Genomic DNA, 15,216 nt, shown 5'->3' on the forward strand with positions numbered 1-15,216 from the left:
GAACAATACGTACGGGAAGCGGGGATACAGACGGTGAGTATGGATATCTTTAATATATTCAGCCTTATCGGGACGATTGCTTTTGCAGTGAGTGGAGCTGTCGTAGCAATGGAGGAAGAATATGATATTTTGGGAGTGTACGTCCTTGGGCTGGTAACGGCGTTTGGCGGAGGCGTTGTTCGTAACTTGCTTATCGGTATGCCGGTGACGATGTTATGGAGTCAGGGCTATTTGCTAAAAATAGCATTGATCGCAATGACGATCGCCTTTTTGCTACCGGTGAGATGGATATTGCGCTGGCGGCGCAGCGAAGCTTTATTTGACGCGATTGGCCTGTCGGCCTTTGCCATTCAAGGCGCCTTGTATGCAACCAAGATGGGGCATCCGCTTAGCGCGGTACTTGTAGCGGCGATGATGACCGGCATTGGCGGCGGCATTATTCGCGATGTGCTCGCAGGAAGAAAACCGCTTGTTCTTAAAGATGAAATTTATGCGGTATGGGCGATGCTTGCGGGTCTCGCGATCGGTCTTGGCTGGTTCAAGTCGACGACTGAGCTGCTCATTCTGTTTGTCATTATTATTACATTCCGCATGTTGTCTGTTTATTTCAAATGGAAGCTGCCGCGCCGATCTTTAAAAGGTGCGTTTGCCGTTCCGGCATCAAATTCAGTGCCGGTAAAAGGCAAACAGGAAAGCCAATAAGGAGGTGCCCGGATGGAAGCAAAAGTGAAAGTCTTGTTCGTTTGTTTAGGAAATATATGCCGTTCGCCGATGGCGGAAGCGGTGATGAGAAATGTAGTTGCTGCCGAAGGGTTGGAAAAGGCCATTGAAGTCGATTCGGCAGGTACGGGCGATTGGCATTTAGGCAAGCCGCCGCATGAAGGAACGCGTAAAGTTCTAGACGAGCATGGCATCTCTTATGCCGGGATGAGGGCCCGCCTTGTGCAAGCTGCCGATTATGGACAATTCCAATATATAGTGGCGATGGATCGTAAAAATTTGCGGGACATAACCGAAATGTTCGCTAAACAGGGGAACGAAGGAGAGCATCGGGCTGAAGTGTTTCCGTTTATGGAGCTTACGCCGGAAAAAGGCGTTTTGGACGTTCCAGACCCTTATTATGAAGGGAATTTCCCTTACGTGTACGAATTGGTGGAGGAAGGCTGTAAAGCGCTTCTGAAACGGATAAAGACCGACTTGGCTCTGAGTTAATCAGGGCTAAGCCGGTCTTTTCTTTTACTCCACTTCGATAAAATAACGCAGCGCCTGCGGAACTTCCATTTGCCAAAAGCCCCATTGATGTTTGCCGTCTTTTTCTTCATAAAAGATGTTGGCGTTTTTATGCTGGAGCAAAGCGCGCGCGTTGCGGTTAAGCGCCACGAAGTCATAAACGCCGCGATCCGTTTCGTAGTCGTTCTCTTGAAGGCCTACGATCATATAGATCGAAAGCCAGCTTAAATCTTCGCTGTTACCGATGATGTTTTGCGAGCTGGCATAAAACGCGCCCGACAGCGACATGACTCTGGTGAACAACTGCGGATACTGGAGCGCCAAATGCAGGGAAACCGTTCCGCCCAAAGAGTCGCCAGCGAGAAGTCTGTGCTCCGGCTCGCGTCTGACCGGATATTTTTCTTCTATAAAAGGAAGCAGCTCTTCTGCAAAAAAACGCAAATACGAAACATGTCTCGAACCATCGGGCGCATATTCTTCTGTCCGCACTTTTTTGTCGACATCTACCCCTACAATAATAAAGGGTTCTAGCCCCTCGTCCAAAATGAGCTTGGTCGCTGTTGTAGCAATTCGGCCGAAATTAAAAAAATCTTCCCCGTCTTGACAATAGACGACAGGGTAGCTGAGCACTTCATTATAGCCTGGAGGGAGGAAAACACGGAGATTTCTTTCCCCTTCTGGCAAATAGCGGCTGTTTACCGTTTCTTTCAAAATGGTTCGTTTTAAATACTTGGCTTCAGTCAACGTTAAAACTCCTTTCAACCATTGCATGGAATGCGCGGGATGTGGGTAAACAATAGTAAGGTGAAGAAGGAAATGGTGCGTCCTTTTGTTTGTTGTATTATGCTGTTACAGTGAAAAAATGAAGCTGTAGCATATACAATTTCTTAACAGAAAGATTAGAATTGGCGAAAAAACAACGGTTTTTTTGTTTTTTGCTTTGACCATTTTCGTGAAACAGGGTTATAATAATTCTATAACAGAGGTACACGTTTTTCAAATATTTCGATTGAGGTGAGCGTTCAAAATGAGCAAATTGCCATACGAAGTTCAAACAGAACCGGTCACGCCGCTATCTGTATTGTCACTCGATGGGGACGTAATTAACCAGGACCTAATGCCGGATTTAACGGATGATCAACTAAAAGAGATTATGTATCGCATGGTATTTACCCGCACATGGGACGAGCGTGCCGTTAACTTGGGCCGCCAAGGCCGTCTTGGCTTCTACGCTCCGGTTTCCGGACAAGAAGCTTCCATGATCGGCAGTGAATATGCGCTAAATAAAGATGACTTTATTTGCCCGGGCTACCGCGACATGCCACAGCTTGTATGGCACGGATTGCCGCTGTACCAGGCGTTTCTATACTCCAGAGGCCATCAGCATGGCGGCCAAATTCCTGAAGACGTACATGTTCTTATGCCGCAAATTATTATTGGCGCACAAATTTTGCACGCGACAGGCGTTGCAATGGCATTTAAGAAAAAAGGCGAAAAACGCGTAGCCATTACGTACACAGGCGACGGCGGTTCGTCGGAAGGCGACTTCTACGAAGGTATGAACTTTGCAGGCGTTTATAAACTGCCTGTTATTTATGCCGTTCAGAACAATGGCTATGCGATTACAACTCCATTCTCCAAGCAAACGGCTTCGTTGTCCATCGCTCATAAAGCGGTTGCTGCAGGCATTAAAGGCTTGCAAGTAGACGGAATGGACGTTCTTGCCGTTATTAAAGCGGTAAGAGACGCAGCTGAGCGCGGCCGCAATGGCGAAGGCGCTACTTTGATCGAGATGTTGACGTACCGTTTCCGCCCGCATTCCATGGCGGACGATGCTACGAAATACCGTACAAAAGATGAAGAAGCAGAATGGGCTCTTAAAGATCCGCTTATCCGTTTCGGCAAGTTTCTGGAGAAAAAAGGCTTGTGGTCTGAAGAGGATACGAATCGCGTGAAGGAAGAAGCGAAAGCGGTCGTTACTGAAAACATCAAAAAAGCTGAAGCAGTTGAAAAAATGACTGTTGCCGGCTTGATCGACACGATGTTCGAAACGACACCGCAATACTTGGAAGAGCAAAAGGCTGATTTTCAATAGAAGGGGAGGTAAATACGATCATGGCTCAAATGAATATGCTTGAAGCGATTCGCGATGCGATGCGCGTAGAACTGAAACGTGACTCAAATGTACTCATCTTCGGTGAGGACGCAGGTAAAGTAGGCGGTGTATTCCGCGTAACGGAAGGTTTGCAGGAAGAGTTCGGCGAAGACCGCGTATTCGATACTCCGCTTGCGGAATCCGCAATTGGGGGCCTCGCGGTAGGCATGGGTCTTCAAGGATTCCGTCCGATTGCCGAAATACAATTTGTAGGCTTTATTTATGAAGCGATGGACCAAATGTTCATCCAAGCGGCTCGTATGCGCTACCGTTCCGGCGGACGCTACAACTCGCCAATCGTTTTCCGTACGCCTTTCGGCGGCGGCGTTAAAGCGGCTGAACTTCATACGGATTCCCTTGAAGGTTTGGCTGTTCAAACTCCGGGTATTAAAGTAGTAATCCCATCTAACCCATACGACGCAAAAGGCCTTATGATTTCCGCTATTCGCGATAACGATCCAGTGTTCTTCATGGAACATTTGAACCTGTACCGCGCATTCAAGGCAGACGTTCCTGAGGGAGAATACACGGTTGAAATCGGTAAAGCTAACGTTGTTCGCGAAGGCAGCGACGTAACGATCATCGCTTACGGCATGATGGTTCACACAGCGGTTAAAGCGGCGGATGAGCTGGAGAAACAAGGCATCAAAGCTGAGATCATCGACCTTCGTTCCCTTGTTCCACTCGATATCGACACGATCGTCGCGTCCATCAAGAAAACGAACCGTGCGATTGTGGTACAGGAAGCGCAAAAAACTTCAGGCATAGCAGCCGAAGTAATCGCTCAAATCAACGAAAAAGCAATTCTTCATTTGGAAGCACCGGTTCTTCGCGTTGCGGGCCCGGACACGGTTTATCCTTTTGCTCAAATCGAAGACGCATGGCTTCCATCGCCAGCCCGCATCGTAGCGTCAGCGCAAAAAGTTATTCAGTTTTAATTGAACTTGGATTAGGCTCGCCGCTCCCTCGCGGGCGGTGAGAACAGATATATTTTTAAGGAGGTTACCATCGGTGGCTAAATTCGAATATCGATTCCCGGAGCTGGGCGAAGGTTTGCACGAAGGCGAAATCATTAAAGTGCTGATTCAGCCGGGCGCTACAGTGACGGACGATGATATTATTATGGAAGTGCAAAACGATAAAGCTATCGTTGAAGTGCCTTGCCCGGTTAACGGCAAAGTGCTGGAAGTATTGGTGAAGGACGGACAGGTATGCCATGTTGGCGAACTTGTTGCCGTCATTGAAGCGGAAGGCGACATTCCTGAGCAAGCGGCGGCTCCTGCTGCGGATGAAGCGAAGAAAGAAGAAGCTCCTGCACAGGCGGCAGCAAGCGAAGCTTCGGCAGCTCCTGCTGTGGCAGCAAAACCTTCTAACGAGCTTGTTCTTGCTACGCCAAGCGTGCGCAAGTTTGCTCGCGAGCAGGGAGTAGACCTGACGCAAGTGACTGGATCCGGCAAAAACGGACGTATTACTCGCGAAGACGTTAGCGGCTTTGGCGGCGCACCTGCTGCACAAGCACAAACGTCAGCTCCTGCGGCTGATGCGGCACCAACTGAAGCTGCTGCGAAGAGCGAAGCGAAATCGTCCGCACCTGCTGCTGCTTCTGGTACAGCTTACCGTCCGGAAGAGCGCGTAGCGTTCAAAGGCATCCGCAAAGCGATTGCAAATGCAATGGTTAAATCGGTATACACAGCTCCGCACGTTACAATTATGGACGAAGTGGACGTAACCGAGCTTGTTGCACTACGCTCCAAGTATAAGCCATATGCAGAGAAAAAAGGTTCCAAGCTCACTTACTTGCCGTTTATCGTGAAGGCGCTTGTTGCGGCTTGCCGCCAGTTCCCGATCATGAACTCCACGCTGGATGAGCAAAACCAAGAAATCGTGTACAAAAAGTACTACAACATCGGTATCGCAACCGATACGGACAACGGCTTGATCGTTCCTGTTATCGAAGACGCCGACCGCAAAAACTTGTTTATGGTTGCCGATTCCATCCGCGATCTGGCTGTACGCGGCCGCGACGGAAAATTGACAGCAAACGAGCTAAGAGGCAGCACGATTACAATTTCCAACATCGGCTCCGCTGGCGGCATGTTCTTTACGCCTGTCATCAACTTCCCAGAAGTAGCCATCTTGGGCACAGGCCGTATTTCGGAAAAACCTGTCGTTCGCAACGGCGAGATCGTAGCCGCTCCGGTTATGGCTTTGTCGCTTAGCTTCGACCACCGTCTCATCGACGGCGCAACAGCTCAAAACTTTATGAACTATATCAAACAGCTTCTGGCACAGCCGGAACTGTTCATAATGGAGGTCTAACAAATGGTAGTTGGAGATGCTTCCTTGGATATTGATACTCTAGTTGTCGGTGCAGGTCCCGGCGGTTACGTAGCTGCTATTCGCGCAGCTCAGCTTGGACAAAGTGTTTTGGTTGTAGACAAAGAGCATGTTGGCGGCGTTTGCTTGAACGTAGGCTGTATTCCGTCCAAAGCGCTAATTTCCGCTTCGCATCAATACGAGGCTATAAGCCACGCTTCGGCATTCGGCATTGAAGTGGGAGAAGCGAAAGTTAACTTCAGCAAAGTGCAAGAGTTCAAAAACGGCATCGTGAAAAAGCTGACAGGCGGCGTTGCATCGCTGCTTAAAGCTAACAAAGTGCAATATTTCCACGGTGAAGTGATGTTCATCAACGAAAACGAAGCACGCGTCTTCAACGATCAAGAAGCGCCGCGCTACCGTTTCAAAAACTGCATTATCGCAACGGGCTCCCGTCCAATCGAGTTGAAGGCGTTCCCTTACAGCGGACGCATCGTATCTTCGACTGGCGCATTGTCCTTGCCTGAAGTTCCGAAAAGCCTTGTCGTAATCGGCGGCGGCTACATCGGCATCGAGCTTGGCCAAATGTACTCCAAATTCGGCACTAAAGTAACGGTTATCGAGGGCTCCGACTCCATTTTGCCAGGCTTCGACAAAGACATGTCATCCATCGTTGCGAAGAAGCTGAAAGGCACTAACGTGGACATCGTAACTGGCGCACAAGCAAAAAGCGCTGAGCAAACGGACAAAGACGTTACAGTGACTTATACTGTAGGCGACAAAGAAGAAAAAGTGACAGCTGACTACTTGCTCGTAACAGTTGGCCGTCGTCCAAATACAGACGGAGAGCTTGGGCTTGACCTGATCGGCGTAAAAACGACTGACCGCGGTCTCGTGGAAGTTGATCATCAATGCCGCACAAGCATCCCGCACATTTACGCAATCGGCGACATCATCGCTGGCCCTGCGCTCGCTCACAAAGCGATGTACGAAGGCCGCGTTGCTGCGGAAGCGATCTCCGGTCTGCCAAGCGTAATCGACTACAAATGCGTTCCAGCGGTTTGCTTCTCCGATCCGGAGTGCGCAAGCGTTGGTCTCAGCGAAAAAGAAGCTAAAGAGCAAGGCCACAACGTTAAAGTGGGCAAATTCCCATTTGCAATCAACGGCCGCGCTATGTCGCTTAATGCGAACGAAGGTTTCGTGAAACTGGTTGGAGATGCTGACACGGGTCTTCTGCTGGGCGCGCACATCGTTGGCATAGAAGCTTCCAACATGATCGCCGAGCTTGCTCTGGCAATCGAGATGGGCGCTACGCTTGAAGATATCGCACTGACTATTCACGCTCACCCGACTTTGGGCGAAATCGTGCTTGACGCTGCGGAAGTAGCGCTAGGCCATCCTATCCACACATTTGTGAAGTAATCGTTCAGTTCAGTTATATAGCGCTGAAAGGAGAGAGGTCACGACGGTTTTGTACAGCCGTCGAGGCCTCTTTTCGCATATGATAACGATTTTCATTTAAAAAGGGGGCACCTATTCGTGGAAGAAGCGCCAACAAAACGGGCAAGCGAATCCAAAACGTTAATGACGCAGCTCATTTTTCCGCTCGACACCAATCATTACGATACGATGTTTGGCGGCAAGCTGATGGAGTATATGGACAAGGTTGCGGCCATTGCCGCTATGCGCCATGCCAGATCGCGGGTCGTGACGGCTTCGACGGACAGCCTTGACTTTTTGGCGCCGATTCGCGTCGGAGAGGTGATCGAGGTGGAGGCTTTTGTAACTTGGACGCATAGAAGTTCTATGGAAATTTATGTGTCGGTTACATCCGAAAACTTATACACAGGAAATCGTGCTGTTATGGTTACTGCTTTCTTCACGTTTGTTGCACTCGACGAAAATGGCAAACCTTCGCCCGTTCCGGCTGTCCTGCCGGAAAGCGAACTGGAGCGCGAACTGTTCGACACCGCGCCGGAACGCCATCAGTTGCGCAAAAAACGGAAGCAAAACAGGCTAGGAAATTAAACGCAGCTAGTGTTATAATTAGAGTTATTTTGCACAAATGAGTTTACATAAGCCTTGTGCTTAAAGATAGAGGAGGAACTGAAATGAGTACAAGCGAACAGGCTTATTTGCAGCTGCTCCGGGATGTATTGAACAAGGGTACTAAAAAAGGGGATCGGACAGGCACGGGGACCATCTCAACCTTCGGGTATCAAATGAGGTTTCCGCTTGAAGAAGGTTTTCCGCTCCTGACGACAAAACGTGTGCCGTTCCGTTTGGTGGCAAGCGAGTTGTTATGGTTTATAAAAGGGGACACCAACATCCGCTATTTGTTGCAAAACAATAATCATATTTGGAATGAATGGGCGTTCAAAAAGTGGGTGGAAAGCGATGTTTATGAAGGGCCGGATATGACCCATTTCGGCTTACGCTCCCAAACCGACGAGACATTCGCCAAACAATACGATGAACAAATGGAGCTGTTTAAAGCGAAAGTGCTGAGCGACGATGCTTTTGCAGCTGAATTTGGCGAGCTAGGCAACGTATACGGCAAACAGTGGCGAGCTTGGAAAACGTCGCAGGGTGAGACAATGGATCAATTGAAGGATGTTATTACCGCTATCAAAACGAATCCTGAGTCTAGACGGCATATTGTATCCGCTTGGAATCCGGAGGATGTGCCAACGAATATGGCACTTCCACCTTGCCATACGATGTTTCAATTTTATGTGTCGGAAGGCAAGCTGTCTTGTCAGCTCTACCAGCGCAGCGCCGACATTTTCCTCGGCATCCCGTTTAACATTGCGAGCTATGCTCTGCTTACCCATCTGATCGCTCACGAATGCGGACTAGGCGTAGGCGATTTTGTTCATACCCTTGGAGATGCGCATATTTATTCCAATCATTTAGAGCAGATTGAAATTCAGCTGGAACGCGAGCCGAAACAGTTGCCGAAGCTTATTTTGAACAAGGACAAAACATCCGTTTTTGATTTCGAACTATCGGATTTAACTATAGAGGGCTATAATCCTCATCCTTCTATTAAGGCTCCAGTCGCCGTTTAAGAGAAGGACATTCGCAAGCGCAGCTGTTCAAAGGAGGAAATGAGATGGCGATCGCAATGATTGCGGCCATGGACCGGAACCGGACAATCGGCATCGGGAATAAGATGCCATGGCATCTGCCCGCCGAACTGGCTTATTTTAAAGCTAATACAACGGGGAAAACGGTGCTGATGGGGCGCAAGACGTTCCAATCTCTTGGAAAGCCGCTGCCAAACCGCAAAAATGTCGTTTTGACCCGGCAGCGCGGTCTGGAACTGGCTGGCTGTGAAGTTATCCATACCGTCGAAGAAGCTTTGGAGCAGCACGGGAGCGAAGAGCTGATGATTATCGGCGGCGCCGAAATCTATGAGCTTTTTTTGCCGTACGCGGACACAATTCTATTAACTGATGTTGAAGTAGAGGTTTCTGGCGGCGACGCTTTTTTCCCTGAAATGGACGCGGAAGAGTGGAAGCTCACGGAAAGCGAACATAGAGAACGCGATGAAAAAAATCCATTCGCCTTTACCTTTCAAACGTATAAGAGAGTCTAGACATAAGCCCGTCTGGCGAGAATGACGATTTAACGAACAATTCGTCATAAAGTGCAAATCATTGTCCGGTTAATCCATTAACGCGCTAAACAAAGGAATGTTAGCATGTTATAATATAGTTAGCGGATTTGAAAGCGAAGTTTATGGTTGAATAATATATGGATTCCCGATATAGTTTGAAAGAGAATCGTTTCAGCAGCACCGGGAAACAGGGATGGGGGAAATTCGATCATGTCTACACCAACTGGTTTTATGGAATATCAGCGCGAATTGCCGGCCGATCGCGACCCGCTTGAGCGCATCAAGGATTGGAATGAATTTCATAAGCATTTGTCAGACGAGCAGCTTCGTACGCAAGGCTCCCGTTGTATGGACTGCGGCACGCCGTATTGCCACACGGGCATAGAGCTGACAGGCGGAACTTCGGGTTGCCCCGTCAACAATCTCATTCCAGAATGGAATAATTTGATTTATAGAGGATTATGGAGAGAGGCGCTTGAGCGGCTTCATAAGACGAATAACTTCCCTGAATTTACTGGCCGCGTCTGTCCGGCGCCGTGTGAAGGTTCTTGTACGGTTGGCCTGATTGGCGATGCGGTTACTATTAAAACAATCGAACATGCCATTATCGAACGCGGCTTTGAAGAGGGCTGGGTTGTACCGCAGCCTCCGAAAGTGCGTACTGGCAAACGTGTTGCCGTTGTAGGCTCTGGTCCTGCAGGACTTGCTACAGCTGCTCAATTGAACAAAGCTGGTCATACTGTTACCGTATACGAGCGCGCTGATCGGATTGGCGGCTTGCTGACGTACGGCATTCCGACGATGAAGCTGGAGAAACATGTCGTTCAGCGCCGTGTCGATTTGATGACTGAAGAAGGCATTCAGTTTGTGACGAACACGGAAATCGGCAAAGACATTTCCGCTTCCGAGCTTTTGGAGCAGTTTGACGCAGTTGTATTGTGCGGAGGAGCTACTCGTGCTCGTGACGTTGAAATGGAAGGCCGTCATTTGAATGGCGTCCATATGGCGATGGACTATTTGAACGGCACGATTAAAAGCTATCTGGATTCCAATCTTGAAGACGGCCAATATATTTCGGCAAAAGGAAAAGACGTCATTGTCATTGGCGGCGGCGATACCGGTACGGACTGCGTAGCTACAGCTTTGCGCCACGGCTGCAAATCGGTAACCCAATTTGGCACGCATGCCAAAGCCCCTTTGCAAAGGGATTCCATAAACAATCCTTGGCCGCAATTCCCGAACGTGTACACGTTGGACTACGCGCAAGAAGAGGCGAAAGCTTTGTACGGCGAAGACCCGCGCGCATTTTCGGTGCTGACAAAGAAATTTGTCGGTGATGAAAACGGCAACTTGAAAGAGCTTCACACGGTGCAAATCGAACGTACCGTCGATGAAACGGGACGTAGAATTTATACCGAGATTGCAGGAACGGAAAAAGTATGGCCTGCCGATCTCGTATTTATTGCAGTAGGCTTTGAAGGACCGGAATCGACATTGATCGAAAACCTGGGTCTTGAGCAGGACCGCCGTTCCAATGTTAAAGCGACATACGGCAAATATATTACAAACGTAGAAAAAGTGTTTGCAGCGGGCGACATGCGCCGTGGGCAAAGCTTGGTCGTTTGGGCGATCAACGAGGGCCGTGAGGCAGCTCGCGAGGTCGACAAATATTTGATGGGATCGTCTATGCTCCCTTAACGCTAGCAAGCAGCCAAAGCGCCTACGGGCGCTTTTCTTGCTTCTAAGGAGAGAACGGGTACAGATTGGACAAGTTCACATTACTGGAGGGAAATAAAGATGATAAAGTATGGTTTGGACCGGGTCATGGAGCTGAAGTTTGTTGAGTTCCGGCCAGTCATTGAAAAAAGAGATGAACAGTGGATCGATATTGTATTGCATCCCGTTTTGGATAAAGCAACGCCTATTCCGGATGATCTTATTCAATTTTCTGCGCTCGTTATTTGCACGCTGGACGGCACAGTTGTCCAAATGGTGCCTCAGGATGAAGATTGCGACTGTGAATATCAATTTACTTTCAGCGAAAAGGAACAAATCAAATCATTTGTGGAAAGCGAAGAAATTCAGCAGGCGATTCAAAATCTGTCCTCCCCGGTCTAGGAAAGTTGTGGTAAAATCGGTTTGAGATGACGTGAAGGGAGAACAAGTCATGCATGCCGATCATGCTTATGTACTGACGCCAAGAGACGTCCGCAATATACGAAGCTATGTGCAAGCCAAGTATGCGGCGATGCCGCATGAGAAAAGGGCGGAAATCGTTGCGGATGCCGTCACGCGCATTATTCATAAGCAGCTGCCTGACTTTGACGATGCCTTGAAACGCCAATTAACGGGCACTCTTATCCGGACTACGGTACTGGATCAGCAGAGGGCTGTTACGGCGGACGATATTTATTGCTTATGTATGGATCTTGATCATACGGACGAAGGAATATCCCTTCCATTGCAAAAGTGGGTTCGCAATTCCAGTGCATTTCTCTCATCTGATCACGCTTCTCGAAAAGTCGATATCGAGCTAAACGAATCGAATGAAGCGGCTTTAGAGCTTTCTATAGCCGGAGAAGCTTTTATTCGTAAAAATAATAGAAAAAAAGCCTACTTATATGGAGGCTTATCTCTCTGCCTGACGGCGGTTTCGCTATTGTACGGCTGGTCGTTAATGACGGTGGGGCAAACTCCGCAGCCGGACAAGCTTAAAGCCGTGCAACAGCAAGTTGCGCCGGTCAAACCTTTGGGGGACCTTAATGGACTTTCAGCAGAACTGCGGTATGCTGGGGTCGATCGGGAGAAGCTGGTTGCTTATTTGAACAGCAAGGACTCTATTTTGGCGGAGCCCCTCTATTTGGATGCTATTTTTCAAGCCGCGAAGCAATTTGATATTCATCCCGTTTTGCTTGTTGCTATTACAGGCCAAGAGCAAGCCTTTGTCCCGAGATCGCATGAGAAGGCGAAGGAAATCGCCAACAATCCTTTTAACGTGTTCCATAGCTGGCAGGAATTTAACACGACGATAGAGCAATCGTCTGAAATAGCGGCACGTACCATTGCTCGTTTAAGCAAAAATAAGCCGGATTCCGTTGATCCCATCACTTGGATTAATCGAGAATATGCCGAGGACCCTAACTGGTCCAAGGGAGTCCGGTCTATTTTTGCCCGCATTGAGCAACATTTGAATGAGCCCAATAAAAAATAAACTTGAAGTTAAGCGTCTATATCAACAATGAGCACCCAAAAAACAATACCTGCTAATAGCTATGTAAGGAGAGCAAGTGTTGTAAAATGTTTATTCCTTACATGAATGGCGCGCAGTGTAAAGAGAGAAAAACAAAAAAATATAGCCAAAATGGAAAATGCGAAAATATCCAACCTACCAGTTCCTCATGAGTGAGACATAGAAAGACAGAGTAAATCCGTTTTGCATACTAGTATTTGTTTTAGCTTCAGTTGCTGAATTCAGTCTTCATATGTATAGGCATTGCCGGTCATGTTAAACCCGGTAAATCCGTATGTTTCTTTGTGCACGGCGGATTGATATTTTCGAGCTAGTTAAATAAAATAAGCTTTTACCCAAACTCATTTACAAAGCGGAAGAACGGAAAGGTGGTCGACCATCCTATGGGAAAAATATTAATTGTGGCGGAAAAGCCTGACATGGGTCGCAACATTGCCGCCGCTATCGATCCAAAGGCCAAAAATTTCCGCACTTATATAGAAGGCGAGCAATATATCATTACTTGGGCGATTGGGCATTTGATCGGACTTGCCGAACCAGATGCCTATGATGAACGCTACAAAAAATGGAATATTCAAGATTTGCCGATTATCCCGACTAAGTTTAAGCTTGTGCCGAATAAAAAGACGGCCGATCAGCTTAAAGTGATTGGTCAATTGGCGGGGCGCTGCCACTCTCTAATCAACTGCTGCGATGCCGGGAGAGAAGGGCAATATATTTTTTCGCTTATTCAAAGGCATCTAAAGCTGAATCAGCCTGTTAAACGGCTATGGATTTCCGACCTGACGCCGGAGACGATTCGCAGAGGTTTTGCAGAGCTGAAGGATGGATCGGAATACGATAATTTGACAAAAGCGGCTACTGCGCGAAGCGAAGCGGACTGGCTCATAGGCATGAACGGTTCGCGGGCGTTCACAACGAAACATAATGTGCTGTTGTCGGTCGGCCGTGTCCAGACGCCGGTGCTTGCGCTTATTTACGATCGGCAAAAGCTGATCGAAACCTTTGATTCGTTAACCTATTTTGAAGTGGAGGGCCATTTCACCCAAGGGGAGACAAGCTATCGCGGACTTTGGCAAGGAGAACGGATAACGGACAAAAAGCAGGCGGAATCAATAGTCGCCAAGGTGAAGGACAAGAGGGGGCAAATTACTTCATATGAAGTTAAGGATGTTAAAGAATATCCTTACAAATTGTACGATCTGACGTTGCTTCAACGGGAAGCAAACGGGAAATACGGTTTTTCGGCGAAGAAAACGCTGGATACAGCGCAAGCCCTTTATGAAAAGCATAAAGTGATTTCTTATCCGAGAACGAACTCCAACTATGTCACAGAACAAAATATCGCCGAAATGCACAAGACGCTAAATGCCCTTCATGGAACGCAATATGACGAATGGGCCAAAGGCGCCAACAAAAGCTTGGTCCACAAGGGCAACAAGTTTGTTTGCAATCCCGCCAAAGTGGAAGACCATCATGCGATATTGCCTACCTATCGAAAAGCGAGCGGCTTATCGGCCGATGAGCAGAAGCTGTACGATTTAATTGTTCGCCGTTTTTTGGCGCAATTTTATGCGGCGGCAGAATATAAATCCCATACTGTTCTGACGGTAGTTGAAGGGGAAACGTTTAAAACCTCTGTCAAACAGCTGCTGAGCTTAGGGTGGAAAGTTTTATACGCCGATCAAAAGAAGGAAAAAACGAAATCCAGCAAAAAAGAGGAAGAGGCGGACGAAGAGGAAGAAGTAACAGAGCCTTTCCGTGTTGTAGCAAACGCCGCTGCCCTTTGCGATAACGCTTTGGTGAAGGAAAAAGATACGCAGCCGCCTAAACATTTTACAGAAGGCACGCTGCTCAAAGCGATGGAAAGCGCAGGGAAGCAAATCGAAGACGAGGAAGTGCGGGACGCGATGAAGGATTCCGGCCTCGGAACGCCGGCCACGCGCGCCGCCACGATCGAACGGTTAAAAAACGTCGGATATGTAGATATGCAAGGAAAACGGATTATGATTACACAAAAGGGGCGTACCGCCATCGATCTCATTCGCGCAGCGGGAGTCGAATTGTTGACGTCGCCTGAAATGACAGGAATGTGGGAGCGACGGCTGACGGAAATTTCGAGAGGCACTGCTTCCCACGCTCAGTTTATGGAAAATGTCAAAAAGTTTGCAACGATGATTGTCGATAAAGTCAAGCAGCAGTCGAGAGCCGATAAAACCTCATTTGAGGGGGATGCTGCGCCTGCCAGAGGCCGCGGCAAAACGACTAGAGGTAGCGGAGGCTCGCAATCACGCGCAAGCGGCAGCAAATCAAGAGTGGCAACTGCGGCAAAACAAGTTTCGGCCACGGGGGCATCGGCTGCGCCTTCGGTCATTGCCGCTTGTCCGCGCCCAGGCTGCGGAGGCCACCTTTTTATGGGGAAAAAGGGATATGGCTGCTCCAACTACCGGTCAGGCTGCGGTTTTGTCATTTGGAAAGAAAGCTTCGGCCGCAGCTTGTCGGATGCACAGGTTAAAGCATTGGCTGAAAAAGGAAAAACCGCCAAGCTAAAGCTTAAGCGGCAAGATGGCACAACTTCGGATGGACGCATTGTCCTTCGCAACCCGAACACGGGTGAGCTTTCAATCGAGCAATAGCGCCTGG

General features: G+C 48.5%; 14 protein-coding genes. 13 read left to right on the top strand and 1 reads right to left on the bottom strand.

The features are described 5' to 3' along the window. Positions 1-39 precede the first annotated feature (39 nt). Together ACFQZE_RS03520 and ACFQZE_RS03525 are read left to right on the top strand one after the other, a co-directional pair. Positions 40-702, top strand: coding sequence for a trimeric intracellular cation channel family protein (locus tag ACFQZE_RS03520; protein WP_379355487.1), 663 nt, complete (start codon positions 40-42; stop codon positions 700-702). A 12-nt stretch (positions 703-714) separates the two neighbouring features. Next, the gene (locus ACFQZE_RS03525; protein ID WP_379353711.1) at positions 715-1,212 is read left to right on the top strand and encodes a low molecular weight protein-tyrosine-phosphatase; all 498 of its coding nucleotides are present in this window, start codon (positions 715-717) and stop codon (positions 1,210-1,212) included. A gap of 24 nt (positions 1,213-1,236) precedes the next feature. On the opposite strand, the gene ACFQZE_RS03530 is transcribed toward ACFQZE_RS03525, so the two are convergent. Next, positions 1,237-1,974, bottom strand: coding sequence for an alpha/beta hydrolase (locus ACFQZE_RS03530; RefSeq protein WP_379353713.1), 738 nt, complete (start codon positions 1,972-1,974; stop codon positions 1,237-1,239). A 283-nt stretch (positions 1,975-2,257) separates the two neighbouring features. On the opposite strand from ACFQZE_RS03530, the gene pdhA reads away from it, so the two are divergent. From pdhA to ACFQZE_RS03585, 11 genes are all read left to right on the top strand, one after another. Beyond that, positions 2,258-3,325 carry a pyruvate dehydrogenase (acetyl-transferring) E1 component subunit alpha gene (gene pdhA, locus ACFQZE_RS03535; RefSeq protein WP_379353715.1) on the top strand — a complete coding sequence of 356 codons (1,068 nt, stop codon included), beginning with the start codon at positions 2,258-2,260 and terminating at the stop codon, positions 3,323-3,325. 20 nt (positions 3,326-3,345) lie between these two features. Then, complete coding sequence (locus tag ACFQZE_RS03540) at positions 3,346-4,323, top strand: alpha-ketoacid dehydrogenase subunit beta (RefSeq protein WP_379353717.1); 978 nt, start codon at positions 3,346-3,348, stop codon at positions 4,321-4,323. 73 nt (positions 4,324-4,396) lie between these two features. After that, a complete protein-coding gene (locus ACFQZE_RS03545; RefSeq protein ID WP_379353719.1) occupies positions 4,397-5,704 on the top strand; it encodes a dihydrolipoamide acetyltransferase family protein in 1,308 nt (435 codons plus the stop codon). Between the two features lie 3 nt (positions 5,705-5,707). Beyond that, positions 5,708-7,123 (top strand): dihydrolipoyl dehydrogenase, encoded by a 1,416-nt coding sequence (gene lpdA, locus ACFQZE_RS03550; protein WP_379353721.1) that lies wholly within the window; start codon positions 5,708-5,710, stop codon positions 7,121-7,123. A 162-nt stretch (positions 7,124-7,285) separates the two neighbouring features. After that, entirely contained in the window at positions 7,286-7,729 is a 444-nt protein-coding gene (locus tag ACFQZE_RS03555) for an acyl-CoA thioesterase (protein ID WP_379355489.1), read from the top strand. Between the two features lie 83 nt (positions 7,730-7,812). After that, positions 7,813-8,772, top strand: a complete 960-nt coding sequence (locus tag ACFQZE_RS03560; protein WP_379353723.1) for a thymidylate synthase — start codon at positions 7,813-7,815, stop codon at positions 8,770-8,772. A 44-nt stretch (positions 8,773-8,816) separates the two neighbouring features. Beyond that, positions 8,817-9,302 carry a dihydrofolate reductase gene (locus ACFQZE_RS03565; RefSeq protein WP_379353725.1) on the top strand — a complete coding sequence of 162 codons (486 nt, stop codon included), beginning with the start codon at positions 8,817-8,819 and terminating at the stop codon, positions 9,300-9,302. 231 nt (positions 9,303-9,533) lie between these two features. Beyond that, complete coding sequence (locus ACFQZE_RS03570; protein WP_379353727.1) at positions 9,534-11,021, top strand: glutamate synthase subunit beta; 1,488 nt, start codon at positions 9,534-9,536, stop codon at positions 11,019-11,021. 99 nt (positions 11,022-11,120) lie between these two features. After that, positions 11,121-11,441, top strand: a complete 321-nt coding sequence (locus tag ACFQZE_RS03575; protein ID WP_379353729.1) for a hypothetical protein — start codon at positions 11,121-11,123, stop codon at positions 11,439-11,441. Between the two features lie 49 nt (positions 11,442-11,490). After that, positions 11,491-12,534 (top strand): hypothetical protein, encoded by a 1,044-nt coding sequence (locus tag ACFQZE_RS03580; RefSeq protein ID WP_379353731.1) that lies wholly within the window; start codon positions 11,491-11,493, stop codon positions 12,532-12,534. 422 nt (positions 12,535-12,956) lie between these two features. Next, a complete protein-coding gene (locus ACFQZE_RS03585; RefSeq protein ID WP_379353733.1) occupies positions 12,957-15,209 on the top strand; it encodes a type IA DNA topoisomerase in 2,253 nt (750 codons plus the stop codon). Positions 15,210-15,216 lie beyond the last annotated feature (7 nt).

Source organism: Paenibacillus sp. GCM10027627, assembly GCF_042675505.1.
GTDB lineage: Bacteria > Bacillota > Bacilli > Paenibacillales > Paenibacillaceae > Pristimantibacillus.

Excerpts from the sequence above, each read along its gene's own strand:
- ACFQZE_RS03525 (WP_379353711.1), top strand. The coding sequence starts at position 715 with ATGGAAGCAAAAGTGAAAGTCTTGTTCGTTTGTTTAGGAAATATATGC.
- lpdA (WP_379353721.1), top strand. The coding sequence starts at position 5,708 with ATGGTAGTTGGAGATGCTTCCTTGGATATTGATACTCTAGTTGTCGGT.
- ACFQZE_RS03560 (WP_379353723.1), top strand. The coding sequence starts at position 7,813 with ATGAGTACAAGCGAACAGGCTTATTTGCAGCTGCTCCGGGATGTATTG.
- ACFQZE_RS03540 (WP_379353717.1), top strand. The coding sequence starts at position 3,346 with ATGGCTCAAATGAATATGCTTGAAGCGATTCGCGATGCGATGCGCGTA.
- ACFQZE_RS03585 (WP_379353733.1), top strand. The coding sequence starts at position 12,957 with ATGGGAAAAATATTAATTGTGGCGGAAAAGCCTGACATGGGTCGCAAC.
- ACFQZE_RS03575 (WP_379353729.1), top strand. The coding sequence starts at position 11,121 with ATGATAAAGTATGGTTTGGACCGGGTCATGGAGCTGAAGTTTGTTGAG.
- pdhA (WP_379353715.1), top strand. The coding sequence starts at position 2,258 with ATGAGCAAATTGCCATACGAAGTTCAAACAGAACCGGTCACGCCGCTA.
- ACFQZE_RS03565 (WP_379353725.1), top strand. The coding sequence starts at position 8,817 with ATGGCGATCGCAATGATTGCGGCCATGGACCGGAACCGGACAATCGGC.
- ACFQZE_RS03555 (WP_379355489.1), top strand. The coding sequence starts at position 7,286 with ATGACGCAGCTCATTTTTCCGCTCGACACCAATCATTACGATACGATG.
- ACFQZE_RS03520 (WP_379355487.1), top strand. The coding sequence starts at position 40 with ATGGATATCTTTAATATATTCAGCCTTATCGGGACGATTGCTTTTGCA.
- ACFQZE_RS03580 (WP_379353731.1), top strand. The coding sequence starts at position 11,491 with ATGCATGCCGATCATGCTTATGTACTGACGCCAAGAGACGTCCGCAAT.
- ACFQZE_RS03570 (WP_379353727.1), top strand. The coding sequence starts at position 9,534 with ATGTCTACACCAACTGGTTTTATGGAATATCAGCGCGAATTGCCGGCC.